We start from the raw sequence: 25,939 nt of genomic DNA on the forward strand, positions 1-25,939 counted from the left end.
GCCGATTCGTTTCAACGAGTCATTTCAACGAAAGGCCGGCGAAAGATAGCACTCCGATCAAAAGAAGGGTCGCCATTGTCGTAACAGATTGTGTGCACCTGGAAAGCCCCTTCGGCATCGCTACTTTTTTTATTCCGACTCCATTGTTTCTCCATCAAACCGCACAAAGACGTCCATCGACGCCAGGCTCTCGCGGGACGCCGGAGATTTCACGCACGTCGATTTCGAGATCGCACCGGGCCTTCGAGCAGCACAGCAGCGCGAGGCCGCGGGTGCGCTCGTCATTGGAAAGCGCCCAGATTGCACGCCGGAAGCAGATGCGCGATCGGACCGTTGCTTTGCGCTTCACTGCCTCGACTCGGTTTCAGCCATTCACCGTGGGGAATGTGTGCGTCCACACGCGTTCTTTCTCCGTCGAGCCACACGCGCAACTGATGCAGGTCGATCTCTCGTTCGCGATAGCGGCGGAGCATGTTCTGAATATCGGGGTCCATTGCGGTCATGCAGCTGATTTTCGACGGGTGTCGTCCGGATGGGACAGCGTTGGAGACGGGTTTCCGATCGTCATAAATACGATGCGTCGCATGTGTGTCAGGAATTGGCTTCCCTAACCTTGCCGCGCTCGGCCGGTGTCACGCCGAGCGCGCTCTGGACGGCCTCGTAGCGCGAGCCGACCTTGAGCTTCTCGAAGATGTTCTTCAGATGCCACTTGATGGTCTCGGGCGCGACCCGCAGCGCCCGCCCGATTTCCTTGTTCGACATGCCGCGGGCAATGTGATTGAGGATCTCGATCTCACGCGCGCTGAGCAGGTTTCGCGCGTCGCGCACGTCGCCGTCGTCCGTCGGTGTGCGACGCGGATCGAACGCGGCGAGCAGTTGGTCGACGAAGGCCGGTTGAACGGCATCGCATCCGGACGCTTCGCGGCGCAACTGAGTCAGCAGGCGCAGCATCGGTTCGCCTTCGTCGACGAAACTGCCGATCATGCCGTTCGGCTGCGCATAGCGCAGCGCGTCCGTCAGCGCGGCCGACGCCGCTTCATGCGCGTGTTCCTGTTGGAGCGCCATGGCGTACAGCAGCGACATCCGTGCTTCCAGGTAGGTCATCCCGGCACGGGAGAGCGTGGTCCTCAACTCGCGCAGCCGTTCGGCGGCCCGATCCGGCCGGCCTGTCGCGATGTCGAGGCGTGCCTTGATCTCGCACCAGCTGGCCCACGTCTCGATGAAGCTGCCCATCGGCGTCGGGACCTGCTCGGGCATCAGCGCGTCCAGTGCGTCGGCGGTTTCCCTTGCGCGATCGACCCAGCCCTGCTGCAGGCACAGCCGTACGATTTCCGCGTCACACGATGCACGCATGCGCAACCAGTGTCGGGACGCTGCGATTTCGCTGGCCTGCTGCAGGCACAGCAGCGCGGATGCGATGTCGTCGTTTCGCGCGTGGAGCCGCGCCGCGGTGCGGCAGTAGCTCGACAGGGAGCCGAGCGGGCACGCTTCCGCCGTGATGGCCGAGCGATCGTTGATCAGCTGCCGCGCACGGGACACGTCATTCTGCTCATAGCAGAGTGCCGCCAGGTAGCCCGCCGGAACCGCCGCTGCCGCCGACTGGCGGAACACGTTCGCTTCCGCATGCGCGATCGCCGACTCCATCAGCACCATCGCTTCCGGCAGGCGGCCGCTCACCAGCAGGTTCAACCCGAACATGCATTCGCGGTAGACGTTGGCGTAGATGAAGTCGTGATCGTCGGCCGGGACGGCGGCTGCGCCGTGCCTGAGGCGCTCGACCTCGTCGAAGCGGCTGTCGTAGATCAGGCCGAAGATGTGCGCCGTTTCGCCGAGCCGCCTGACCCACGCGGACGCGGGCAACGGCGAGAGGACGACTTCGCGTCCCAGTTCGAGTGACCGGTAGCTGTCGTCGTCGAAGCCGGAAATCGCCGCATCCACCGCGATCATCTCGATCGGCAGCGCCGCGTCGGGTTCGCCTTCTGTCCGCGTGCGATCGGCGTGATGGCGCGCAAAGTCGGATTGCGCGTGTCGCAGCACCTCGCCGGCTTCCGGCATGCGCATCAGGAACGCGAGCGCCCATGCATTCGCCAGTCGCAAGCGCAGCCGCGACTTCACCAGTTGGCGCGGCAGCTTGCCGATCAGGCTCAGCAGCGTGTTCACGTCGCTGCGATCCATCAACGCCGCTGCGCAGTTCTCGACCCAGATCGCGGCCTGCAGTGTGTCACCGGCGGCGAGCGCGTGACGCACGGCGTCCGGCCATTGCCGCGCATTCGCGAACCACTGGCCGGCGCGTTGGTGAAGCCGCGGCAATTCATCGGCCAGTTGCCGGGCGGCCCGCCGCCTCAGCGCGTCGGACAGCAATGCGTGATAGCGGAACCATTGACGCTCGTCGTCGAGCGCGCGGATGAACAGGTTGTGACGCTCGAGCCAGTCGAGCTTTTCCCAGCTGCGTGCGCCGGCGCCCATGATGGCGTCGCAGAGGTCGGGGCTCAGGTGATCGACGATCGAGGTCCGCAGCAGGAACTGATACACCGGGCGCGGCAGATGTGACAGAACGGCGTCGTCGAGATAGGTGTCGATGCCGAATCGATTGCCGGCGAGATCGCGCGCGACCTTGGCGGCGTCCGTTTCTTCCTTCAGCGACAGCGACGCGAGTTGCAGGCCCGTGATCCATCCTTCGGTCGCTTCATTCAGCATCTCGACGGCGCCGCGATCAAGCGGCGCGGTGCCGGTGCGCGCGAAGAACGCCTGTGCATCGTCGGCGGAGAAGCGCAGATCCGATTCGTCGATCCGCAGAAGCTGGCCCTGCGTGCGGAGCTGGGCCAGCGCCAGCCTCGGCTCGCCCCGCGCGCCGAGCAGGACGTGGAAATTCGCCGGCGCGTAGCGCAACAGGCGCGACACCACCGCACATACCGGGGGCGACGTGAGCCGGTCGAAATCGTCGAGGATCAGAAAGACCGGTTTGCCGCACGCGGCGATCTCGTTGAGCAGCACGGAGATGACCGTCTTGCCGGGCGTCATCGGATCGTGGCGCAGCAGCTTTTCTGCCTGCCGACCGACGCCGCCCGTGCCATGGTTCAACGAAGCAACGAGGTAGGCGCCGAGCTGATCGGGATGGTCGTCGTCATGGTCCAGGCTCAGCCACGCGACGAGCTGATGGCGGGTGCGGAGCACTTCGCACCATTCGGACAGCGTCGTCGTCTTGCCGAACCCGGCCGGCGCGATGACCAGCGTGACTGCGTGTTCGGCCGTCGCGGCCAGCTTCTTCGACAGCGTCCGCCGCGCGACTCGGAACCGGGGCGGGCGCGGTGGCGCCATTTTCGTCTGTATCAGCGAGAGATTCCAAAGGGGCTCATCGGATTCGGACGGCGAGTTCATGGGGGGAAAGTCCGGAATGCACCACATCATGTTAATGATAGTCGCCCCCACGACGATGGGGGTTTTCCCACGGTAGGGGGGCGATCGCATGGCACCCCCCCGTCGCCAGACTTCTGCCTCCCCTTTGGAGGGGGGTAAATCCCCCCGGCCTGCTCTTAGTCTTGCATTCGGTCCACGTCGGTCAGACGCTGCGATACGGTCATCATCGTTTCGCATGACGTCGTGAACGACGTGCTTCGTCGAATCGCGCTCTACCGGAAATTCGTCAAGGAGTCCTGCGTGCACGCCGCATCGCCGGTCGGTCAGACGTCCTCGACCTGTACCTGCCTGCCGCGAACCACACCCGGGGAGCCGACGAGGTTCGCCGCCTGACGCACATGCGCATTCGCGAGCGTTGCCGCTGGTCGATGCGATTCGCGTACGCCATTCCCTCCATGTGCCGGGATCGGCCCGCCGCAGCCACATCGTTGGCCCGCGCGGGTCATCGTGAGCCGTGACGGTTCGATCGCCTCATGGTGAATGCCGGATGGCGTGTGGCGATTGATTGTCACTCGACATTCAATGCCGTCGATGAAGGCGATACGCGTCGTCGACCGCATCGACGCGCGCTCGGTTTCTGCCGGACGCGGCGCGTCCGGATTGGGAAGTCTCCGCTCGGCGCGAGCACCGGCCGTGACGGACAGGTTGTGACGTGTAGCGAAAGCGCCGATCGGCACTTTGCCGTGACGCGACATTGAAAATAACGATCTGGGTTTGGAGGATAGACATGAAATCGACTTGGCGTCAGGGAACGCTCGGCCTGGCCATTGCTGCGTCGCTGGGCGCGACGTCCGGCATGGTGCATGCCCAGAGCAGCGTCACGCTCTACGGGGTGCTCGATGCCGCCGTGCTCTACACGAACAAGTCGCTGAATACGAGGACCGGCGCGAACGACGGCCACAAGTTCGCGATGGTCGACGGTGCCGCGGCGGCATCGCGATTCGGCTTGCGGGGCGTGGAGGATCTGGGCGGCGGGATGAAGGCGACGTTCGTCCTCGAGAGCGGCATCGACGTCCCGAGCGGCGCGTTGGGCAATTCAAACGGCAACCTGTTCGGCCGCCAAGCGTGGATCGGGTTGAGCGGCGATTTAGGGGCGGTCAAGGCCGGCCTGCAATACTCGCCGTTCGTGCTGTCGCTGATCGGAACCGACCCGCGCGACGTGGCCTATTTCGGCAGCGGCGCCGTCATCTATGTCGACAGCGTGCTGGTGACGGGGCTGTTCAACCAGAACGCCGTGTCCTACACGAGCCCGGACATCGCCGGCTTCCAGGGTAGCGCGATGTTCGGACTGGGCGGGAAGGCGGGCGATTTCCAGGCGGGGCGGCAGTATTCGGCGAGCCTCAAGTACCAGCGAGGCGGCTTCCTCGTCACGGCGGCGCTCTACAACGGCAACGCGGGCGGCACGCCGGGGACGCCGATTCCCAGCACCGTCCCGTTTACCGGCCGGACCATCGGTGCGGCATACAGTGTCGGCAACCTGACCGTCAAGGGTTCCTACGCGCTCTACAAAGTGAGCGGCGGGTTCGACAGCCGCGTGTACGGCGCCGGGGCAAGTTATTTGTTCACGCCCGCGGTCGAAGCCGACGCGGGCGCATGGCTGACGAGCGACGGCAACGATACCGGCAACCGTTCGGTGCTGACGGCGATCGGGTTGAGGTACTTCCTGTCGAAAGCGACGACGGTGTACGGGCAGGTCGGGGTGGTCCACAACCACGGCCTGATGAATACCGGGCTCGCGATCAACGGCGCGCTGCACGAGGGGCGCGGAACGACCGTCGGGACGGTGGTCGGCCTTCGCCATACGTTCTAGGCGGGAGCCTGCGCCGTCGCGGTGCCGACGGGGTACCCGGCGGCGTGCTGGCAGGACGCGTAAGGTGTGCCCAGGACGGTTCCAGGGCTACCTGCGCCGCTGAACCCGCGCCTTCGCACACTTGAACCACAGCCGCATCGCACCGACGCCGCCCGCGACCGTGATCCGCGGCAACAGGAACCGATCGTCGCGCACATCGGCGCAGCCGCGCCGGGTCGTCGTCGCGTTGTGGTAACCCGCGGCGGCGACCTGGTCGCGCACGCGCGGGTCCAGATCGCCGTACGGGTAGCAGAACGATTCGACCGTCTGGCCGCTCAACGCTTCGAGCCGCTGCTTCGATTCGACGATCTGAACCTCCGACACATGCGCCGGCACGTGCGACAGCGCGACGTGATCGAGCGTATGCGAGCCGATTTCATGGCCGTGATCGCGCCAAGCGAGCATGTCCGCGTGCGTCATCAGCGGCGAGCGTGCGGTATCGGCGGCCGCATCCCAGTCGTTCTCGCCGCCGAACCGGCCGGCGACGAAGTAGCAGGTCGCGGTGAAGCCGAGCGCATCGAGCACGGGCATCGCATGCGTGAGCACGTTGAGAAAGCCGTCGTCGAACGTGATGCCGAAGACCTTCCCGCTGCGCTCGCCGCGCAGGTACGGCTGTAGTTCGCGCACGCTCAGGCCGCGGTAGCCGAGTCGCCTGAACAGCGTCATCTGGCGGCGGAACGCGTCGGGGGCGACGCTCAGGCTGCGCAGCCGGTCGGGCGGTGGCGGCGGCGTGCGGACCTGGTGATACATCAGGATCGGGTAGCGCGTGGCGGGCAGCAGCATGAGCGGGTCGCGGGAACGGGGAATTACGCGGCCTTGCGGAAAATTCGCAGGGTCTTGAAGTCGCCGATTTCGACGAAATCGGCATTCGCCGCCCATTGCTCGATGATCGGCTCGGCCTTCCGGTACGCCGACGAGCCCTTGTAGAACAGCAGGTGGCCGTCGCGCGCGGTGTGTCGTGCGAACAGGTCGAGCACTTCGGCGTCGGTCTTCGCGCCGTAGCGGCTGTTCGTCTCGTCGCGGAATTCGCACAGATGGAACAGCGTGACGACGTCGAACGCCGGCAGCAGATCCGAATTGCTCGTATAGATGTCGCCGAAATAGGCCAGATAGGTCTTGCTCACCTCGGGTTGCCGCGTGACGAGATCGACGTACGACTTGTATTCCTTCGGCGACGCCGTCACGCCGAAGACGGTGTTGTTCAGGTGCGGCCGCGCGCATTCCACGCCGACATGATGATGGCCGCCGGTGCCGAAGTGATAGATGCGGATGCCGTTGAGGCGCGCGGTTTCCAGCCATTCGACGAAGTGCACGTCACACGGGCACTCCTGCGTGCGCAGGTCCCAGTACTTCTTCCAGATATTCATTGCCATTAAACGGACCTCATGGATGTCACCCGACGATACGGGTTGTGACGAATCGATTTCTGATAGACGGACAGCGTCGCGTCGATGAATCGTTCGAACGAGAATTCACGCTTGCCCTTCAGCCGCGCGCTGCGCCCCATCGCGCGCACGCAATCGGGCTCGCGCACGATCGCGCGCAGGATGGCCTCGATCGCTTCGGGTTCGCGCGGCGGGACGACCCAGCCGTCCACGCCCGGCTCGACGTTCTCCGGTAGCCCGCCCACGCGCGTGACGATCGCGGGGCAGCCGAGCGACATCGCTTCGCGGCACGCATACGACAGGCTCTCGTGGTACGACAGCACGAACGACACGTCGATGATCGAGAACGGTGTCCGCACGTCGTCGAGCCGGCCGGTGAAAACGGTGCGCGCGGCCATGCGGTGCAGCGCGATCTGTTCGCGTTGCTCGGCGGTCGGCTCCGCGCCGACCAGCAGCACGCGAAACCGCTCGCGCTCGTGTTCGGGCAGGCGGCCCAGCGCCGCGATCAGGTCCATCCAGCCTTTCTCCGGCGCGGTGCCGGCGCTGCTGCCCAGCACGATCGCGTCCGCGCCGGACGGCCCGAACAGCGCGATCTTGCGGCGACGGATTTCGTCGCTGGCCAGTCGTTCGGCGGCCTGCCGGCGCACGCCGTGCTTGACGACGGTGACGTTCCCGTACGGCGACCGGAGCGCGAGCATGCCCGCGACATAGTCGCTGACCGCGATGGTGTGGTCGGTGGCGAGGCGTGCGCGCAGCACGTTGCCGAAGCTGTCGGCGCGGTAGGTGTTGTGCTTGGTGAGGACGACGGCGGGCCGATACCGGCAGCCGAGCAGCGCGAGCATCACCTGCCGGTGATCGGCGGAGCCGTTCACATGGATGACGTCGAAGCGCTCGGCTGCGATCCGCTGGCGCAGCCGGAGGATTTCCTGGCACAGCCGGTTCCAGCGCGGTTTGAATTCCATGTCGAAGATGGCCACGTCGGGGCTGTCCTTCAACAGTCGCGACAGGCGGCTGCCCTCCGGTGACGCGACGGTCACGCGATGATGCCGGCTCATCGCGGCGGCGAGATCACGGACGTAGGTGTCCTGGCCGCCGCCGTAGTCGCCGTGGAAGTTGGTATACAGAATGTTCATCACGATGCCGCCTTTCCCCGATCATTCATTGGGCAGGACTGCTGAGAAAATGAGCGTGTCCGCCTGTTGAAAGCAATGACTCGAACCTGGTCCCGCGTTGTCGATGCGGGATCGCGCATCGACGCCCGGGCGGGGCGTCACCGCGAATCGTTTCCAAATATTACAGAAGCATTACGTACCGTAGTGTCAAGGTCTGCGCATCTTTGTGAACATGTGTCGCGATCGTTCACCGTGTCGTCACGCGGTGCGATGCCGCCGGGGAGGAGGGGAGTCCGGCGACAGGGTTCCTGTCGCCGGTGCGTGGAGCGCGGCGAGCCCGGTGTGCGACCGGTGATGCGGCCCGATTACCCTCGTCGGCGGGGGCTGGATGCGGGCTGGATCGCGACAAAACCCGACTTTTCGACGGCATCCGGACGCAGATCAACCCCCTCGACTTTCAGATTCGAAAGCCGGGCGGCCATTTGCGTTAGAATGCCCCCCCTTGTCCGCCATGGCGACTGCCGATGGCGGACTCGTCGCACCCAGAGAGACGTGGGTTTCGATTCGTAGCCGGGCGCGGAAGATGTGCCAGCCGTTAGCAACATACGCTTTGTGATTTGGATTACTAATGAAGAAGAAGCACAACATCACCAAGTACATCGTTGTCGCGATGATTCTTGGAATCGCAGTGGGTTACGCCTGTCATAGCGCGTTTCCCGACCCGAACATGGCGAAGGAGGTTGCCGGCTACGTGTCGTTGCTGTCCGACATATTCCTGCGCCTGATCAAGATGATCATCGCGCCGCTGGTATTCGCGACGCTGACCGTCGGCATTGCGCAGATGGGCGACGGCAGTGCCGTGGGCCGCGTCGGCGTCAAGGCGTTCGGCTGGTTTTTCATCGCGTCGTTCACGTCGTTGCTGCTCGGCCTGCTGACCGCCACGATCCTGCAACCGGGCAGCCATCTGAGCCTGCCGCTGCCGGCGTCCGATGCGTCCCTCGGGCTGAAGACGGGCGCCTTCACGCTGAAGGACTTCGTGGTCCACCTGGTGCCGAAGTCGATCGCGGAAGCGATGGCGAACAACGAAATCCTGCAGATCGTCGTGTTCTCGATCTTCTTCGGCACCGCGCTGTCGGCGCTCGGCGAGTCGGGCAAGCGCCTGACCGGCGTGATCGACGATCTCGCGCAGGTGATGCTGAAGGTGACGGGCGCGGTGATGTGGTTCGCGCCGGTCGCGGTGTTCGCGGCGCTGGCGTCGACGATCACCACCCAGGGGCTCGGCATCCTGCTCACGTTCGCGAAGTTCATGGCGAGCTTCTATCTGGCACTGGCGCTGCTGTGGGGCGTGCTGACGCTCGCCGGCGTGACGTTCCTCGGCAAGCGCGCGTTCACGCTGATCCGGCTGATCCGCGAGCCGTTCCTGCTGTCGTTCGCGACGGCGAGCTCCGAGGCCGCGTATCCGAAGCTGCTGGACGCGCTCGACCGCTTCGGCGTGAACCGCAAGATCTCGAGCTTCGTGCTGCCGATCGGCTATTCGTTCAACCTCGACGGCTCGATGATGTACTGCACGTTCGCGGTGCTGTTCATCGCGCAGGTGTACGGCATTCATCTGCCGCTGGGCACGCAGATCACGATGCTGCTGATGCTGATGGTCACGTCGAAGGGGATGGCGGGAGTGCCGCGCGCGTCGCTGGTCGTGATCGCGGCGACGCTCAACCAGTTCAACCTGCCCGAAGCCGGGTTGCTGCTGATCATGGGCGTCGACATGTTCCTCGACATGGGGCGCTCGGCCACCAACGCGGTCGGCAACTCGATCGCGGCGGCCGTGGTCGCGAAGTGGGAAGGGCAGCTCGACGACCCGCGCGACGACAACGATCCGGGCAATGGACGCGCGATGCAGGTGAAGGCGCCGGAGACCTCGGCATCGGCATGATGTGCGGCAGTGCAGCAGCGCAGCGATAGGGGTGCGCTGCCTGCTTCCCGGTAGTGGATAATCGCCGGCCTGGATTCGAAATGGATCCAGGCCGGCGATTTGTTTTTGGGACGACGATTCCGTCTTGAATGCGGTCGTTTTCACTGATTCGCTGATTGATACCTGGCGCTCGCCATTTCAATCCGTCGTCGTTGAACACACGGCGATATTCCCCGCGCCTGATTTTCCCGATCCCTGATTCGACGTGTAAGTGATCATTCACTGTCGCGCAGTCACGCTCGCCGTCGGCGCGCCTGGGTGTCAACGGCAATGCCGTCAAAGCCGATTCCTTGAAAACCGCAATGACGCGAGCGATTCGCAATTTTTTTCGATTTATATAACGCTATTCTCGCGCTGCGCATTATCGAACGCATGCTGCACGTAATACCGACTGCGCCGGATGATTCAGGGTAAGAATTTACGCATTACGGTTTTCAAGCCATCCGGCCGGCCCTTCATGTGAATGTTCGCACCATTCAGGAGAGCATCCGTCATGGTCGCCAGACAACGGTTTCAGGCTGCGCTTCTCGCCGCAGCGATCGCCGCGATTACTCCCGCCGTTTACGCAGGCAACACCACCGACTGGCTGGCGAATACGTACGGCACGCTCGCGGCCCACGTCGGCAACGTCGCGCGCGCGATGTGGGTCGCGCCCGAAGGCGTGATCTATACGGCGTCGATGTGGGACGAGGACGAGGGCGGTGTCGCGATCTACCAGAACGGCAAGAGCGTCGGCTCGATCGGCACGCACTCTGAGTTCCAGGGCAGCGCGATCACCGGTAACGCGACGTCGCTGTTCGTCGCGCTGCAGCCCGGCAAGACGTACGGCAGCGGCGCGGTGGGGCGCTACAACCGCGCGACGAAGTATCGCGACCTTGTCATCCAGGTCAGCGCGGCGACCAACCAGCCGCGCATCGACGTCGTCACCGGGCTCGCGACGGCCGGCTCGCTGCTCTACGCGAGCGACTTCTACGGCAATCGCGTGCGTGTATTCACCACCGACGGCGTGTGGCAGCGGGACATCAGCGTGTCAGCACCGGGTGCGCTCGCGGTGGATGGCGCGGGCAACGTGTGGGTCGCGCAGAAGAGCGCGGGCGCGATCGCCGGCTTCAGCCCGGCCGGTGCGCTGCTGAACACGATCCGGATGCCGGCCGGGTCGCAGCCGTCGGCACTGGTTTTCGATGCGGCGGCCGGCCAGTTGCTGGTGGGCGACGAAGGCCCCGACCAGAACATCAAGCGCTATACGGTGTCGGGCCGGCCCGCGCTGGCCGGCAGTTTCGGCGTGCGCGGCGGCTATCTCGACACGACGACGGGCATCAAGGGGCAGGTCGGCGCGCAGCGCTTCACGCGCATCGTCGGGCTCGGCAAGGACACCGGCGGCAATCTCTATGTGCTCAACAATCCATGGGGCGGCAGCTGGGATCTCGGCCGCAACGGCGCGACCGACATTCACGCGTACAGCAGCACCGGCAGCCTGCGGTGGACGCTGCAGTCGCTGAACTTCGAGGGGATCGCCGCGCCGGACCCGGTCACGGACGGCGCGCTGTTCTACGGCGGCACGCATATGTACAGCGGCGGCGCGGGCGGCACGTTCGTCGCGAATACGGTCGATCCGTTCACGTATCCGGCCGATCCGCGCATCAACATGAGCGACACGCAGCGCGACGAGCATTTCGGGCTGCTCACGTCGGTGGGCGCGAACCGGATTCTCGTCGCGGCCGGCCAGAACCCGCCGATCTTCTATTTCTTCCACTTCAACGCGGCGAACGGCTATATCGCGATTCCGGACGGCTCGATTCCGGGCCCCGCGTTCAACACCACGCGGCGCGTGACGAGCGGCTTCAGCATCGACAGCAAGGGCGGCGTGTGGGCCGGCCTCGACAAGACCGGCGCGATTACCCACTACCCGCTGACCGGTTTCGACGCGAGCGGCAAGCCGTCGTGGGGGCCGGGCGTCGCGACCCGCGTGCCCGACAGCATCCAGCCGCTCACGCGCATCGTCTATCTCGCGGACAGCGACACGATGGTGCTTGCGCAGGGCGCCATCGGGAGCAACGACTGGACGTCGATCGGCACGCGCATCGAGGTGTATCACGGCTGGAGCGCGGGCAACACGACGAAGCCCGACCCGGTGATCACGCTGCCGCACAGCGGCGCGAAATCGATCGACGCGGTGGGCAACCATCTGTTCGTCGGCTACTGGTTCAGCAGCAGCGGGCCGCTGTGGCCGAACGTCGACGCGTTCAACCTCACCACCGGCAAGCTCGATACCACGCTGGTCAACGCAAGCCCCGCGACCGTCGATACCAGCAGCGCGATCGATGCGATGTACAGCATCCGCGCATACCGCCGATCGAACGGCGAGTACGTGGTGATGAAGAACAACGTGAAAGGGAACAGCATCACCGTGTATCGCTGGACGCCCTGACTTTGATGAGGCATGCGCGGCCGCCTCGACTTCGGTCGGCGGCCGGGCTCGCGACGCCATGATGTGATTCATCGCGGTTTCGCGGGATTTCCATGCCGCTTCCACGGAATTTCCACATCGCGCGTTCGTAATGACCGGCGTGCGCAACGCGCGCCTCACCGCCCGCCGGGCGGCTGTCCTGAACCTCCCGACACGGAAAACCCGATAAGGGCACAATGACAGCGGCGCCGGCGGCACTGCGCGTGCCCACGACGATGAACCGAATCGACTGACGGGTTGCACCGGCGCATTGCTGCACCGGTGCATGTGCGCGGCAACCGCTGCCGCGTTTTTTGAGCCGAAGTGACGAAAAGATGAAGACGAAAACCACCCCGAACCGCCTGTTGCTGATCGCCGTGCTGGCCGGCGCGCTGAGCGGGACTGCCCACGCAGAGACGGCGCCGGCCGCCGCGACCGTCGCGACCGTTGCGACGGTCAACGGTACGCCGATCACCCAGGCCGACGTCGATACGCTGCTGCGCGCGTCCGGGCAACCGGACTCGCCGCAGATCCGCCAGGCGATCAAGAATCAGCTGATCACGCGCGTGCTGGTTCAGCAGGCTGCCGAGAAGGCGAACTATGCCGACAAGCCCGAGGTCAAGGCGGCGGTGCAGCAGGCGAAAACGAACGCCGAAGTGCAGCTTTACCTGCGCGACAACGTGAAGCCCGAGCCGGTGACCGAAGAACAGGTCAAGGCGCGCTACGACGAACTCGTGGCCGCGCTCGGCAAGAACGAGTACAAGCCGCGCCTGATCATCGTTCAGGATCCGGTGACGGCCGCGACGGTGCTCAGCGAGCTGAAGGCGGGCAAGTCGTTCGAAGGGCTGGCGCGTCAGTACAGCATGGCGCCGAGCCGCGATACCGGCGGCGAGCTGCCGTGGGTGAGCTTCCACACGCCGGCGACGGAAGGCAAGACGTCCGGCCTGCCGCTGCCGGTCGCGCAGGCGCTCGAGAAACTGAAGGTCGGCGCCGCGACGAGCGATTCGATTCCGGTCGATGGCGTGCGGGCGATCGTGAAGCTGGATGCGAAGCGGCCGACGCAGGTGCCGGGCTTCGCGACCGCGAAGCCGGGGCTTCAGCAGCAACTGCAGGCGGCTGCGGTGGAGAAGGCGAGTGCGCAGATGATCGGCAACTTGCTGAAGGACGCGAAGATCACGCAGTAATGCAGTCACGCGGCGGCGTTGAAACGCCGGACGTCACGCGCGCCAGATCATGCTCGCGCTCGTGTCGGTTTCCGATTCGTTGCGGAAGCCGAGCCGTTCGTAGAGCCGCCGTGCCGGGTTGCCGTGCAGCACGCTGAGCGATACCGGCACGTGCGCGCGTGCCGCGTCGGTCAGTATTGCGTTCAGCACGGCTTCGCCGATGCCCCGGCCCTGGTGCACGGGGAGGATCTGGATCTGGTGCACGTGCCACTCGTCGGCGGCGCGTGTCACCTTCAGCAAGCCGATGGCGTCATCGCCTTCGCAGACGATCATTGCATCGTCGAAATGCGCGCGGATGCGCTGGTGGTGCGCGTCGTCATCGGTCGGCGCGCCAACGCGTTGCAGGTGCTCCGTCATCGTGAGCCGGCGCAGGTTCAACAGGAACGGCAGGTCGGCGGCAGACGCCGGGCGCAGGCGGATTGCGTGTGTCATCGTGCGGGCTCGTTCGTTCGGGAATGCGGGATCGTCGACGGGAAGGTTGAACCCCGCAGCGCATCATTCCCGATGGCGGGCAGCCGGTCAAAGGGTGCAGCGCCGACGCCGGTGCGCATGCGTGGCCGATCATGCGGCGTGCCGGCCGGATATCTTTTGCGTGTCCGCGAGATTGGCGATCAGCGTGTCGACCACCACGCGTTTCAGGCTTGCGAGCGCGGAAGGCGCATCGCCTTCGCCCGCATGAAGGCACACGTCGACTGACGGCAGCGGCGGCAGGCCGTCGCGCTCGCCGAGTTGCCGCAATGCTGGCGGCACACCCACCATCGTCCGCGCCGTAATGCCGAGTCCGCCCGCAACACCTGCCCACAGGCTTTGCAGGCTGCCGGTCGTGTAAGCGAGCCGCCACGGGATCCCGGCCTTGTCGAGCGCATCGGTGCCGGCCTTGCGAAACAGGCACGGAGGCTTGTACAGCGCAAGATCCAGCGGCACGCCGGCGCGCGGACGCACGTCGATGCCTTGCGGCCCGATCCACGCCATCGGCAGCGTGACCAGATGTTCGGCGTCGGCCCGATGCCCGCGGCCCATCGCGAGCACGATGTCAAGTTCGCCGCCATCGAGCCGGTCGAGCAACGCACCGTTGCCGTCGACGACGATGTCGACGCGCACGCCCGGATGCGTGCGCTTGAACTGGCCGAGCGCGACGGGCAGCCACGATTCGGCGAAGTCGCCGGGCAGCCCGAAGCGCACGGCCCCCTCGATCGCCGCGCCGCGGATCGCGCCGACCGCCTCGTCGTTCAGTTCGAGAATGCGGCGCGCATAGGACAGCATCAGTTCGCCGGCCTCGGTCGGCACGAGGCCGCGCCCCTGGCGGCGAAACAGCGGCTGGCCGATCTGCGTTTCGAGCTTGCGCATCTGCTGGCTGACCGCCGACTGCGAGCGGCCGATCCGGTCGGCGGCGCGGTTGAGGCTGCCGAGCCGATCCGCGGCGATCAGCGTGCGCAGCGCATCCATGTCGAGATTCGGGAGCGTCATGATTCGGTTTTTCTTATAAATCGATTTCGAATTATCGTATTTATTGCATATTCCCGTCGCTACCATCAAGTGAACCGGTCGTTCCGGTTCACGGGGATGCACGCCGTACGCGGCTGCGGATGCCCCGTGAGGTTGCTTCCCTTCTTTCTCACGAGGACAGTGAATGAACATCCGCTCGATATTCCGCCAAGGCTTTCCCGGCATGCTGCTGGCCGCATCGATGATTCCCGGCGACGCATCGGCCGCGCCGTCGCTCGCGGGGACATGGACGCTGGTCGCGGCGGACGTACAGCATCCCGACGGCACGGTTGGCCGCGACTATGGCGCCGATCCGAAGGGGCTGCTGCTGATCGACGTGCACGGAAACTACTCGCTGCAGATCTTCAAGTCGGAGCGCCCGCGCTTCGCGTCGAACGACAAGGCGACCGGCACGCCGGACGAATTCCGTGACGCCGTGCTCGGCTCGAGCACCCACTACGGCACGCTGACCGTCGATCCCGCGAAACACAAGCTCGCGTTTCACATCGTCAATTCGTCGTACCCGAACTGGATCGGGCAAACGCAGACGCGAAGCTATCAATTGAAGGACGGCGAGCTGAGCTACCGCGTGCCGCCGCGTGCCAACGGCGACATACCGATCTCGGTGTGGCGGCGAGTGGATTGAGGTGGAAGGGCGTCAAAGCCCCGGCAGCTGAATCTGCAGGCCGGCCGGGCGATGTTCGAGGACATTCGTCACTTCGTATTCGGTTTTTGCGCCGTCCGAGGTTTGCCACTGCTGCATGCGGACATTGACGATTTTGGCCGTCCGGCCAAGACGACGTTCTGACGTGTCCCAGCCGAACCCGGCACACACCGAACTTTTGCGATAACTTCCCGGTCACAACCGCCAGCGCGCGGGCGCCCCGGCGCCCCTCACGCGGTTCCGGCCCCGGTATTCCCCGGCCCGCCCCGTCCGCATATCATTCGCACATCGCGCGCCTGCCGACCGCGGGCGCAGCACACAGGGATTCTCGATGGACACCAAACGATCGCGGCCGGGCCTCGTCGCCGCGCTGCTCTGGGCGACGCTGTATCTCGCGACCGGCTACATCTCGCACCAGTTCAACGGCCCCGTCCGGCTGACGGGCTACATCTGGCTGCCGGCCGGCGTGACGGTCGGCGCGTTCATGCTGCGGCCGATGCGCGAATGGCTGATGCTGGCCGGCGCGTTCCTGGTCGGGCAACTCGCGCTGAGCTCCATCGAACAGGCCAGCCTGGTCAACGCGGTGCTGTTCACGGTCGACGAGGTCGGCGCGGCCGCGCTCGCGGTGTGGCTCGTCCAGCGCGTGCGCTTCTCGCTCGAAGGGCTGTATTTCCTGCGCTCGGTGATCCTCGCCGGCCTGATCGCGGGCGTGGTCGGCGCGATCGGCGGCGCGGCCTGGTACACGGTGGTCAAGGGCGCGCCGTTCTTCGACGTGTGGTCCGTGTGGGCCGCGTCCGATTTCGTCGGCGTGCTGCTGGTCACGCCGGTGCTCGCGTCATGGTCGCGCTTTCGCGCGCACCGCTCGGGCGATCACGAGCGCTTCGACCTCGTGCTCGGCATGGTCTCGTTCGTGCTGGTCGTGGGCGTCGCGCTCGTGATCTTCGACGGCGACACGTCGCGGAAATTCGGCACCGGCGCGGGCTTCGCGCTGACGTATATCCCGTTGTTCCTCACCGTCGCGGTGACGCTGCTGCTCGGCGGCCGCGCGGGCTCGTCGTCGGTGCTGGTGCTCGCGCTGATCGTGATCGAGCAGACCGCGCAGGGCGACGGCCCGTTCGCGTCGTTTCACGAGCATTACGGCAGTGCGCTGCTCGAGGCGCAGCTTTATCTGGCGGTCGCGTCGCTGCTGGTGCTGACGGCGAGCACGCTGAAGACGACGCGCGAACGCGTGCACGAACATGCGGCCGTCCTGCAGAACAACATGGAGCTCGCGCTCGCGAGCGCCGGCCAGATCGCGTACGTGCTCGACCCGGAATCGGGGCGGATCGAGTGGAGCGGCGACGTCGAACGCGTGTTCGGCGTCGGCGTGGATGCATCGCAGATCGCGAGCGTGCCGCTCGTGCTCGAACGCGTGCAGCCGGGCGACCGCGATGCGCTGCGCGACTACTGGGATGCGGAGATCGCGGGCGAGGATCGCGCGTCGCTGTCGCTGCGCATCGTGCAGCGTGACGGCGGCACGCAGACGATCACCGATCACGGCGCGCCGCTGCTCGATTCGAATGTCGACGTGACGGTGGTGGCGGGGGTCTGGCAACTCGAGCGCGTGTGGCCGGCGGCGGACGAATGAGCGGACGCACGTCATGACGGGCCGCACGGGCGTCCTGCTGATCCACGGGCTCGGCGGCACGCAATACGATCTCGGTTCGTTGCACAAGGCGATGCGGCGCGCGGGCGCCGACACGCACATGATCACGCTGCCGGGGCACGGCACGCGCCCCGAGGATCTGGTCGGCGTGCGCGCGGAGACGTGGCTCGACGCGGTGACCGAACAGTATCGTGCGCTGGAAAACGAGTACGACACGCTGCATGTCGCGGGCATGTGCATGGGCGCGCTGGTCGCGCTGCTGCTGTGCCATCGCGTGCAGCATGCGCGCGGCCGGCTCGCGTTGCTGGCCACGCCGGTGTTCATCGACGGCTGGTCGACGCCGTGGTACCGCGCGCTGCGGCACGTGCTGTACCGCGTGCCGGGTGTGGCGGAGCGGATGCGTGTGGAAGAAGGCGAGCCGTTCGGCATCAAGAACGCGACGATCCGCGCGATCGTGAAGAAGAAGTTCGAGCGCGAGGACAGTTTCCACTACGCGTGGGTGCCGCTCGCATGCGTGCGGCAGGTCGACCGGATGCGCGACTGGGCGCTCGAGGCCGCGGCCGGCACGCCGAGCCCGACGCTCGTGCTGCATGCGCGCGAGGACGAACTGACGAGCCTGCGCTCGGCCGATTTCCTGCTCGAGACAATGCCCGATGCGCGCGGGATCGTGCTCGAGAACAGCTATCACATGATCTGCGCGGACAACGATCGCGACGACGTCGCGCGCCACGTACTCGACTTCTTCGGGTTCGATCCGGTGCATGCGGTGAGCCCGGCGATGGCGCGCCGGATGGGACGGCTGGCATCCTGACGGCGACGTGCGCGGCCCGGGATGCCCGATATTCGCTGCCCCCGGTACGCATCGGGTCACGCATGCGTACCGGGGCGTGGCGCATTCATGCCGTTTCCGTTTCCGTCGCGCGTCGCGCCAGCAGGGTCGATGTGGCCAACTGGGCGCGTACCGCATCGATGGCGGCGTCGCTCGGCGCAATGCCTTCGAGATAGATGAAATCGACCGTCGACAGGCCGATGACGGCCAGCACCTGCTTCAGGTACGGGGTCAGGAAATCGGGCTGCCGTGCCGCTGCGCCGGTGCAGATGCCGCCCGAGCGTACCAGCACGAGCACGGGGCGATCGGCGAGCAGGCCGAACTTGCCTTCCGGCGTGGCCGTGAACGTGCGGCCGATACGCAGCACGAAATCGATCCACAGCTTCAGCGCGGCAGGTACCGTGAAGTTATGCATCGGTGTGCTGATCAACACGCCGTCGCTGGCTTCCACTTCCGCGATCAGTTGTTCGGAGTACGCCAGTGCGGGATCGGAATCCGGCTGCCTCGCGACCACCGCATGCGCATAGTCGGCCGATAGCGAAGGCAAGCCGGGTTGACCGAGGCTGCGCGACACGACCCGCGCATCGGGGCGGGCCTCCCGCCATTGCGCGATGGCTTCGTGCGCAATGCGTGCGCCCAGCGAATGACTGCCATGCGGACTGGCATCGACAAAAAGAAGGTTGTTCATCAGAGCGCCCGTAGTGACTGACTGAAATGCACGCCGCGGGACAGCAGCCCCTGGCGGAAATAGAAACGCTGCGCGAGCGCGTTGGAGAGCCCGGTATCGAGTACCAGGTGCCGGCAGCCGTGTTGCCGCGCGTCGTCGCGCACCGCGTCGAGCAGCCGCTCGCCCAGCCGTTGACTGCGCGCGTGTTCGGTCGCGACCAGGTCGTCGACATAGACGAAGCGCCCGTACAGCGTGTTTTCGAGGTGACGGTATCCCGCCAGCGCGACGACCGCGCCGTCCGGGCTGCCGTGCCGTGCGGTCAGCAGCACATAGCCTTGTTCGGCCTGGCGGTGCATCTGCCGCACGAACGCATCGACATCGGTCAGGTGCGGGCGTAGTTCACGCATCACGTCGAACGTCGACCGGTAATCCGCGTCCGTCACGGCGCGTTTCAAATGGATCTCTGGCATCACGATTGCTCCACGGTAACGTCGTTACTGTACGAATCGGATGGCGTATCCTGAAGGTCCAAAAAGTGACTATTTGACTGGGACATGAAATTCGACGATCTGATGCCGGACCGTCATCTCGACATGCCGGTCTATCGGCAACTGGTTCGGCGCTTCCGCGAGGCGATCGAGACGGGCAAGCTGGCGCCGGGCAAGCGCGTGCCGTCGGTACGGAGCCTGGCCAGCGAACTCAATCTGGCACGCGGCACCGTCGAAGCGGCCTATCAGATCCTCATCGGCGAAGGGTACCTGGTCGCACGCGGGCCGGCCGGCACCGTCGTGTCGCCCCAGTTGCCCGATGGCCGGCAGCCGCGCGCCGCGCCGCCCCGGCTGGACGAACCGCCGCGCGGCGATTCGGCGGCGAGCGGGCCGAAGCCGTTCCAGATCGGCATTCCCGCGCTCGATGCGTTTCCGCGCATGCCGTGGATACGGCTCACCGGCCGTCATGTGCGGGCGATGGCGACCCCGTCGCTGGACTATGCGCCGCCGCAAGGGCATGACGGGCTCAGGCGTGCGCTGTCCGCGTACCTCGGCGTGTCGCGCGGCATCGACTGTTCGGCCGGGCAGATTTTCATCACCGCGGGGTATCGCGGTGCGCTGGACCTGATCTGCCGGACCTTGCTGCGTCCCGGCGACGCCGGCTGGTTCGAGGATCCCGGGTATATCCACGCACGCCGCGTGCTCGAGCATGCGGGGATGCGGCTCGTGTCCGTGCCGGTCGACGACGATGGCCTGTGCGTGGAAGTGGGGCTGCGGCGGGCGGCCGATGCGCGTTTTGCCGTGGTGACGCCGACCCATCAAAGCCCGCTCGGTGTCGCGCTGTCGCTGCCGAGGCGTCTGGCCTTGCTCGACTGGGCCCGCCAGCAGCGGGCCTGGATCGTCGAGGACGATTACGACAGCGAGTTCCGCTACCACGGTCGCCCGCTGCCCGCGCTCAAGAGCCTGGATCGCCACGAGCGCGTGCTTTACACCGGATCGTTCAGCAAGGTGCTGTATCCGGGCTTGCGGCTGGGGTATCTCGTCGTTCCCGACGAGCAGGTCGCCGCCTTTCGCGACACCGCCGGCTGGCTCGGCGGCAGCGGCCAGATGCTGATGCAATCGGTCGTCGCCGATTTCATGGAGCAAGGGCACTTTGCGCGTCATCTGAAGAAAATGCGGGCGCTATATGCGTCCCGCCGTGCGTGGCTGATCGATGCGCTGGTTAAGGTCTTCGGCGATACGCTGCACATTCCGCCCCTCGCGGGCGGCCTGCATGTGGTGGCCTATTGGCGCACGGCGGTCGACGATCGCGCCGTCGCACGCATGGCCGACCTGCAGGGCTTTTCCGTCCAGCCGCTGAACGACTGGAGCCCGGGCGGCCGGATGCCGTCGGGCATGCTGCTCGGCTTCACGAACCTGACGTCGGCGCAGCAGGCGTTGACGCTGGTGCGGCGCCTGTATCGGCTCATGCGCGCGTGAACCGCGTGTGGCGGATCACGCGCCCGTGGGGTGCCGGAGTGCTCCTCAGAGCGTTTGGCGGGGTGTTAGAAGCCAGAGCGCGTGCCCCAGTCTAGGGACACGCGGGCATTGATGAATGTACAGAATGTGGTACAATGATTCCTGTTGTACTGTGCAGCAGACACAGCATCTCTCCCTGTCCGGAGAGTGTCCGCTGTTACGAGCCTCCGGCCTGACAATGATCTAATACCTGAAACTGATCCTGACGCCGCTCACTGAAAATTGAACTGATACTGTCACAGCTAAACGACTACTGACCTCGATACTGATACTTCTGGCGCTAATTTACCTATCTATCTAACTGATGAATATTTGCCGGGATCGGACAGGATCCCTTGGAGCTCTTGATGAACATCCTGACTTTCAGCGAGGCGCGAGCCGGCCTGAAGCAGGCGATGGACGACGTTTGCCGGGATCACGAGCCTGCTGTGATCACTCGGCAGCGCGGAGAGCATGTGGTACTGATGTCGCTTGACGACTTCAACAGCATGCAGGAGACCTTGCGGTTGCTTGAGTCTCCTGCCAATGCGAAACGGCTCAGCGAGTCCATCGCCCAATTCAATGCTGGCAAGACCTCCATTCGAGGTTTGATTAATGAACCAGCAGAAAAAGAAGGCCCGGAACAAAGCCGAGGCCGTAAGCGGAGTTAAGGTTGCGTGGTCTGACCATGCATGGGATGACTACCTGTTCTGGCAAAAAACCGACATGGCAATCGTCCGCGAGATTAATGGTTTGCTCGAAGAAATCTCGCGCGATCCGTTTCGAGGGACCGGCAAACCCGAGCCCCTAAAAGGAAGTCTCACTGGCTTCTGGTCTCGCCGGATCACCAAAGGCGACCGCTTGGTGTACTTGGTTCAAGCGGGTGTGATCCACGTGATGCAATGCCGCTACCACTATTAACCTGACCAAGAGCACCGGAGACGGTGCTCTTTTTATGGCTTAGGTAGTTTTCGAGCGGGCGGCTTTGATTGCTGCCCCATGTTTTCCGGCATGGCATCGATCTTAGTTGGTTTAATCGACTGAACCGCCTGGATTTCTTGGGATGTAAGAAAGCGATGCAGGCATATCTCCTCGCCCTGTTTGAAACCATGAAGCGATCGCGCTTTCGTGCACCACACCCGCTGAGCATGGTGAAGTCCGCTCAACGCCGGTGAACAGTCACCGTGGAATCTGAAAGCGTATGTCCGCTTCGGGTCGGCTGCAGTCAACCGGGCGATACGAAATGCCCCTACTTTGGCGCCGCAGTGGACCAATTGCGCGAACTCCGACGCGCGCCTCCGCCCGGGCACCAGTGTCGCGATTGGACGCAAGTCGCTTATTTTCTGCGCACACCGTTGCCGATACTCCTGCGCCCTACCGCACCAGCAGCCCGGGCCGCACACGCCGGCCATCGTCGACCGTGATGTCAATCCGCAGCGATACCGCTACCCCGCCTCCGGCCGCCGCGCGACCCGCGCACGGGTGGCCGGCGACGCAAGACAGGTGGCCACGGCTTCATAGCCCGGCGCGCCGGGGTACGGCGCGACGCGGGCCGGCGGGCTATGGTTCGCGGGACACAGAATGATCGCTTCGTCGGGGCCGACGGCCGACAGGTCCAGGATCGCCGACGAGCGGGTCAGCATGAACAGCGGCCGCAAGCCCCCGGCTCTGGCACGCTGGCGAAGGCACGCAATCAGCGCCGCCTGCGTCGGCTGGTCGAGATCCTGTTCGATCATGTCCACGACGAAAGCGCCGGCGCCGTCCGCCTCGAGGCCGGCGAGCAGCACGGTCAGCGCCGCAGACGCCGTGGCGCCTTCGTCCGCGAGCCATGCCGACGTGCGTTCGACGCGCGCCTTCAGCGCCGGATCGGCCCGTAACGCGGCGAAGGCAGCCGCGCCGCCGTCTTCCAGCCGGTCCAGCCCGATGAACGCGGCGCCGGGCAATGCATCGGCCAGCCGATGCGCGAGACGGGTCTTGCCGCTGCCGAGCGAACCGATGATGTAGTTCAGCGGACGGATATCGCGAAATTCGAACCATTCGCCGTCCCACGGCCAAGGGAGGCTGAACGCCACCCCGGTGGCGGCCGGCGCGAGCAGGCGCGTCAGTTCGCCGTCGTCGGGCATGCGGCCGCGGGCAAGATCGGCGCGGATCGCGCGAACCTTGTCGACCTTGCCGACCAGATCCTGAATGCCGCGCCCGAGCGCCGCTTCATGCGTCGCCAGGGCATCGCTCAGGCTGCGGGCGTCGCCGCCCAGCACGTTCGCGACCTGGGCCAGGCTCAAGCCGAGCGCGCGAAGAGCCGCGACTTCGGCCGCACGCGCGAGATCGTCCGGGCCGTAGGCGCGGTATCCGGCTGCCGTTCGCCCGGGCGTGACCAGTCCTTGCCGCTCGTACAGCCGCAGCGCCTTGACCGATACGCCGAGCCGCATCGCGGCTTCCGATGCGCTCAGGCCGCGCGTGGCATCGCTCATGGGTCACCTCCGGGTCGTCGATTCGTGACGACGAGCATAAAGGCGATCCCAAGGGCCGGGTCAAGTGAGTTCCTGCAGGTTTTGGCCGGCTGCGTTGAAGGAACCGGGCATCGTGACGACGGCCGACCGGAAGCCAGGGAAGGATCTGTCGAGCGCTTAATGTTATCGATAAAATTTCATCGAAGAGTAGGGCTTGACTTCGCGTCGCTCCTAGCCTGCTTAGCGAAAGCCTGTTGTCTGCCTATTTGTTGATAAAATCTCATGCTTGAAGCGTGCATCAGGGGTTCGGGCCAATGGCTTGCAGCCCCGTAGAGGCTCACGCAATCCATAAAGACGACGGCACCTCCATGTGAGCGTTCCGTAGGCTGGCCAGCTTCTCGGCCGCCGGCATAGTTCATACGATGCCTATAAAACTGGCGTTTCAAGACGAGAAGCTCCGAACAGTGTGCGAGAGCCCTGTTTCGGCAAAGCGGAAGTACGGGGAGGTCGGTGGGTCGGCGATTCATAACCGACTGGCGGACTTGCGCGCAGCGGATTCTCCGCTCAAATTTGTCGAATGGGGCTTTGCCAAGTTCGACGAGACGGCGCATGACCGGATTGTCATCCCCATCGATGGCGGGTACCGTATGGTCGCAGTGGCCAACAATCGCCCACCTCCTGGCGAGCCGGGAGCGCTGGACTGGGCGCAGGTGACGCGCGTGAAAATCTTATCTATCGAGCGTGCCAATGAGAGCTGAAGCCGAATTCGCGCCCATGTGGGCGATTCCGCCTGGTAGGACCATCAGCGATTTGATGAAGTCGCGGGGTATCGCCTCGACGCATTTGGCGAACTCATTCGATATGTCTGAAGATGACTTCGATAATCTTCTGCAGGGTAAGCGTGCTCTCACTGCGCCCATTGCCGCACGTCTTGAGGCTGAGCTTGGTGCCTCTGCCAGCTTCTGGTTGCGCCGTGAGGAACAATATCGGGAGCAACTCGCCGAACTGACCGATGGGGTTGACCCAGACAACGATGAGTATCAGGCATGGCTCAAAAGCCTTCCGCTGAAGCAGATGCAAGAACTCGGCTGGCTCGAACCGACTAAGGACAAGCGAGAGAAACTCCGTCGGTGTCTTGCATTCTTCGATGTGCCGAACTTGGACGCGTGGCGTCGGACGTATTCCGATGTGAAGGGTGCGGCTGCCTTTCGTACAAGCAACACGTTCGCAGAGGATGCCGTAGCAACTACGGCATGGCTCCGGCGGGGTGAGTTGGAGGCAGAGAAGATTAAGTGCGGGAAGTGGAATCCCGCTCTGTTTGAGGAGCAGCTCCCAAAGATTCGGGCATTGACGGACATACCTCACCCGTCGGAGTTTATGCCGAAGCTTCAGCAACTGTGTGCCGAAGCTGGCGTAGCGGTCGTCATCGTGAAAGCCCCAAAGGGATGCCGCGCGAGTGGCGCCACGTTCTTTGGCCACCCGGATAAGGCGGTGTTGCTTCTATCTGTTCGCTATTTGAGCGATGACCAATTTTGGTTTTCTTTTTTCCACGAAGCGGGGCACTTAGTCCTGCATTGGGATGCTGATTTGCTGATTCTCGAAACGTCAGATGGACCCATGTCCCCCCAAGAGGATGAGGCAAACAAGTTCGCGACGGAGCAGCTTATTCCGCCCCATCTTCAGGCACGCTTACCCGCGGCTTCGAAGTCACTCAAGGGCATCATGAGGCTTGCTCGCGAAGCCGGGGTATCGTATGGCATCGTCGTTGGACAAATGCAGTTCCGTGGTCTGGTCAGTCAAAAAAACTATAACAAATTGAAAAACCGATATAAGTGGAACCAAGATTAACCGCGGAACGGTTCGTATTTGATAGGGTTTTTTTGCCAGTTGCAGAGTGCATCCTCGATGACTTGCATACCCACCCCCAAGGTCTTCTCGAGGTCGATTGAGAGCTGATCAAGCGTCCTTTTCGAAAAGGTCTTGTCTTCAATCGATCCGCTGAATAGTAGACGGGCACCTGTCTCAGGCCCCGTAGCGTCTACCATGTACGCAGAGGGTGGCGTGATGTCCAGTAGCCCAATTTTCCCAATCATTGTGAGATAGTCAAACTTGCCTGTTCGGCCGAATTGCTTGACAGCGTTCATGCTTTTGTAAAGATGGTCGAACAGAATCTTGGGATCGTTTCCCGCCTTGGCCGTCGCGGCGGCCATGAACGCTCGGTGTGACCCATGCGCACCAATCCATGCGGCATAGCTCTCGAGTACGATATCGAGCTTCCTCCGACTTTCAAATTTGCGGTGATTGCCAAAAGGAAAATCGGCCTTTTGCTTTTCGATAGCATCGATATGTTGATGAAACCATATCGAGAATTGATTCGGATTGCTGGTGAATTTTTTCCAAGTCCAGACGAATTTGTCGTTATACGCACCATATATCATTCGCAACAGGCCGTATCCTTTCTTGAGATGCTTGCCGCAGAGAACGAAAAGGAAAACTAACCAAAATGCCTCATCTTCGTTGTTGTTGCGCATGTAATAGATGGCCGCTCGCAGGGGGTCGAACATTTCTGCATCTTTAGGGTCAATACGCCTCGGCGAGATGGGGCGTGTCGTAATGACCTTCACGTAGTTAATTCGGGCGACGCTATCTACCATCTGCGCAACCAAGGCGGCGCGCTCATCGGCTGAGGGAAGGCCTAGAAGGGGGGCGCCATTGAGGCGATAGGCTTTGAGCTTTCTGTCCAGTTCTGTCGCGAGTACTGGATTTGAGCGCAGAGGGTTTTTCATATTTAACGGTCCTTGGTCTGGATG

General features: G+C 64.3%; 24 protein-coding genes. 12 read left to right on the forward strand and 12 right to left on the reverse strand.

Features of this window, described 5'->3' with window-relative positions:
* Positions 1-281 precede the first annotated feature (281 nt).
* From CFB39_RS17925 to CFB39_RS39470, 3 genes are all read right to left on the reverse strand, one after another.
* The gene (locus CFB39_RS17925) at positions 282-503 is read right to left on the reverse strand and encodes a hypothetical protein (protein WP_179257689.1); all 222 of its coding nucleotides are present in this window, start codon (positions 501-503) and stop codon (positions 282-284) included.
* Positions 504-591: 88 nt separating this feature from the next.
* Positions 592-3,663 carry a LuxR C-terminal-related transcriptional regulator gene (locus tag CFB39_RS17930; protein WP_144030271.1) on the reverse strand — a complete coding sequence of 1,024 codons (3,072 nt, stop codon included), beginning with the start codon at positions 3,661-3,663 and terminating at the stop codon, positions 592-594.
* A gap of 17 nt (positions 3,664-3,680) precedes the next feature.
* Complete coding sequence (locus CFB39_RS39470; RefSeq protein ID WP_144030272.1) at positions 3,681-4,112, reverse strand: hypothetical protein; 432 nt, start codon at positions 4,110-4,112, stop codon at positions 3,681-3,683.
* A gap of 32 nt (positions 4,113-4,144) precedes the next feature.
* Here CFB39_RS39470 and CFB39_RS17935 point away from each other — a divergent pair, with 32 nt between their 5' ends.
* Positions 4,145-5,227, forward strand: a complete 1,083-nt coding sequence (locus CFB39_RS17935) for a porin (RefSeq protein ID WP_089473837.1) — start codon at positions 4,145-4,147, stop codon at positions 5,225-5,227.
* A gap of 87 nt (positions 5,228-5,314) precedes the next feature.
* On the opposite strand, the gene CFB39_RS17940 is transcribed toward CFB39_RS17935, so the two are convergent.
* The 3 genes from CFB39_RS17940 to CFB39_RS17950 are packed head-to-tail and all read right to left on the reverse strand — an operon-like array spanning position 5,315 to position 7,784.
* On the reverse strand, positions 5,315-6,049 hold the full coding sequence (locus CFB39_RS17940; RefSeq protein WP_089473838.1) for a polysaccharide deacetylase family protein: 735 nt from the start codon (positions 6,047-6,049) through the stop codon (positions 5,315-5,317).
* Positions 6,050-6,072: 23 nt separating this feature from the next.
* Complete coding sequence (locus tag CFB39_RS17945) at positions 6,073-6,639, reverse strand: hypothetical protein (protein WP_241025846.1); 567 nt, start codon at positions 6,637-6,639, stop codon at positions 6,073-6,075.
* Positions 6,639-7,784: a glycosyltransferase gene (locus CFB39_RS17950; RefSeq protein WP_089473839.1), complete on the reverse strand. Its 1,146-nt coding sequence runs from the start codon at positions 7,782-7,784 to the stop codon at positions 6,639-6,641. The genes CFB39_RS17945 and CFB39_RS17950 overlap by 1 nt, the downstream gene beginning before the upstream one ends.
* Before the next feature lie 607 nt (positions 7,785-8,391).
* Between CFB39_RS17950 and CFB39_RS17955 the strand changes: the two genes are divergently transcribed.
* From CFB39_RS17955 to CFB39_RS17965, 3 genes are all read left to right on the forward strand, one after another.
* A complete protein-coding gene (locus CFB39_RS17955) occupies positions 8,392-9,696 on the forward strand; it encodes a dicarboxylate/amino acid:cation symporter (RefSeq protein ID WP_089428650.1) in 1,305 nt (434 codons plus the stop codon).
* Positions 9,697-10,228: 532 nt separating this feature from the next.
* Positions 10,229-12,163 (forward strand): SMP-30/gluconolactonase/LRE family protein, encoded by a 1,935-nt coding sequence (locus CFB39_RS17960; RefSeq protein WP_089473840.1) that lies wholly within the window; start codon positions 10,229-10,231, stop codon positions 12,161-12,163.
* Between the two features lie 353 nt (positions 12,164-12,516).
* The gene (locus CFB39_RS17965) at positions 12,517-13,365 is read left to right on the forward strand and encodes a peptidyl-prolyl cis-trans isomerase (protein WP_089473841.1); all 849 of its coding nucleotides are present in this window, start codon (positions 12,517-12,519) and stop codon (positions 13,363-13,365) included.
* A gap of 33 nt (positions 13,366-13,398) precedes the next feature.
* On the opposite strand, the gene CFB39_RS17970 is transcribed toward CFB39_RS17965, so the two are convergent.
* Positions 13,399-13,836, reverse strand: a complete 438-nt coding sequence (locus CFB39_RS17970) for an N-acetyltransferase (RefSeq protein ID WP_089473842.1) — start codon at positions 13,834-13,836, stop codon at positions 13,399-13,401.
* Between the two features lie 129 nt (positions 13,837-13,965).
* Positions 13,966-14,871, reverse strand: a complete 906-nt coding sequence (locus CFB39_RS17975; protein WP_089473843.1) for a LysR substrate-binding domain-containing protein — start codon at positions 14,869-14,871, stop codon at positions 13,966-13,968.
* A gap of 163 nt (positions 14,872-15,034) precedes the next feature.
* Here CFB39_RS17975 and CFB39_RS17980 point away from each other — a divergent pair, with 163 nt between their 5' ends.
* The 3 genes from CFB39_RS17980 (at position 15,035) to CFB39_RS17990 (ending at position 18,009) form a co-directional block, all read left to right on the forward strand.
* Positions 15,035-15,535: a lipocalin-like domain-containing protein gene (locus tag CFB39_RS17980; RefSeq protein WP_089473844.1), complete on the forward strand. Its 501-nt coding sequence runs from the start codon at positions 15,035-15,037 to the stop codon at positions 15,533-15,535.
* A 349-nt stretch (positions 15,536-15,884) separates the two neighbouring features.
* Positions 15,885-17,180, forward strand: a complete 1,296-nt coding sequence (locus CFB39_RS17985) for an MASE1 domain-containing protein (RefSeq protein ID WP_089473845.1) — start codon at positions 15,885-15,887, stop codon at positions 17,178-17,180.
* Between the two features lie 13 nt (positions 17,181-17,193).
* The gene (locus CFB39_RS17990) at positions 17,194-18,009 is read left to right on the forward strand and encodes a carboxylesterase (RefSeq protein WP_089473846.1); all 816 of its coding nucleotides are present in this window, start codon (positions 17,194-17,196) and stop codon (positions 18,007-18,009) included.
* 85 nt (positions 18,010-18,094) lie between these two features.
* On the opposite strand, the gene CFB39_RS17995 is transcribed toward CFB39_RS17990, so the two are convergent.
* Complete coding sequence (locus CFB39_RS17995; protein WP_089473847.1) at positions 18,095-18,715, reverse strand: FMN-dependent NADH-azoreductase; 621 nt, start codon at positions 18,713-18,715, stop codon at positions 18,095-18,097.
* Positions 18,715-19,164: a GNAT family N-acetyltransferase gene (locus tag CFB39_RS18000; RefSeq protein WP_089473848.1), complete on the reverse strand. Its 450-nt coding sequence runs from the start codon at positions 19,162-19,164 to the stop codon at positions 18,715-18,717. The genes CFB39_RS17995 and CFB39_RS18000 overlap by 1 nt, the downstream gene beginning before the upstream one ends.
* Positions 19,165-19,248: 84 nt before the next feature.
* On the opposite strand from CFB39_RS18000, the gene CFB39_RS18005 reads away from it, so the two are divergent.
* The 3 genes from CFB39_RS18005 to CFB39_RS18015 all read left to right on the forward strand — a co-directional run bounded on the left by CFB39_RS18005 (position 19,249) and on the right by CFB39_RS18015 (position 21,600).
* Positions 19,249-20,661, forward strand: a complete 1,413-nt coding sequence (locus CFB39_RS18005; RefSeq protein ID WP_089473849.1) for a PLP-dependent aminotransferase family protein — start codon at positions 19,249-19,251, stop codon at positions 20,659-20,661.
* 386 nt (positions 20,662-21,047) lie between these two features.
* Positions 21,048-21,350, forward strand: coding sequence for a type II toxin-antitoxin system Phd/YefM family antitoxin (locus CFB39_RS18010; RefSeq protein WP_089475584.1), 303 nt, complete (start codon positions 21,048-21,050; stop codon positions 21,348-21,350).
* Complete coding sequence (locus CFB39_RS18015) at positions 21,295-21,600, forward strand: Txe/YoeB family addiction module toxin (RefSeq protein WP_089473850.1); 306 nt, start codon at positions 21,295-21,297, stop codon at positions 21,598-21,600. Before CFB39_RS18010 ends, CFB39_RS18015 begins: the two co-directional genes overlap by 56 nt.
* Before the next feature lie 524 nt (positions 21,601-22,124).
* Here CFB39_RS18015 and CFB39_RS18020 read toward each other — a convergent pair.
* A complete protein-coding gene (locus CFB39_RS18020) occupies positions 22,125-23,150 on the reverse strand; it encodes a MerR family transcriptional regulator (protein ID WP_089473851.1) in 1,026 nt (341 codons plus the stop codon).
* Positions 23,151-23,551: 401 nt separating this feature from the next.
* Between CFB39_RS18020 and CFB39_RS18025 the strand changes: the two genes are divergently transcribed.
* The gene (locus CFB39_RS18025) at positions 23,552-23,887 is read left to right on the forward strand and encodes a hypothetical protein (RefSeq protein ID WP_089473852.1); all 336 of its coding nucleotides are present in this window, start codon (positions 23,552-23,554) and stop codon (positions 23,885-23,887) included.
* Positions 23,877-24,977, forward strand: a complete 1,101-nt coding sequence (locus tag CFB39_RS18030; RefSeq protein WP_089473853.1) for an ImmA/IrrE family metallo-endopeptidase — start codon at positions 23,877-23,879, stop codon at positions 24,975-24,977. The genes CFB39_RS18025 and CFB39_RS18030 overlap by 11 nt, the downstream gene beginning before the upstream one ends.
* On the opposite strand, the gene CFB39_RS18035 is transcribed toward CFB39_RS18030, so the two are convergent.
* A complete protein-coding gene (locus CFB39_RS18035) occupies positions 24,974-25,915 on the reverse strand; it encodes a hypothetical protein (protein WP_089473854.1) in 942 nt (313 codons plus the stop codon). The two genes, CFB39_RS18030 and CFB39_RS18035, sit on opposite strands and share 4 nt — an antisense overlap.
* Between the last annotated feature and the right edge of the window lie 24 nt (positions 25,916-25,939).

The sequence above is a fragment of the Burkholderia sp. AU6039 genome (genome assembly GCF_002223365.1).
GTDB lineage: Bacteria > Pseudomonadota > Gammaproteobacteria > Burkholderiales > Burkholderiaceae > Burkholderia.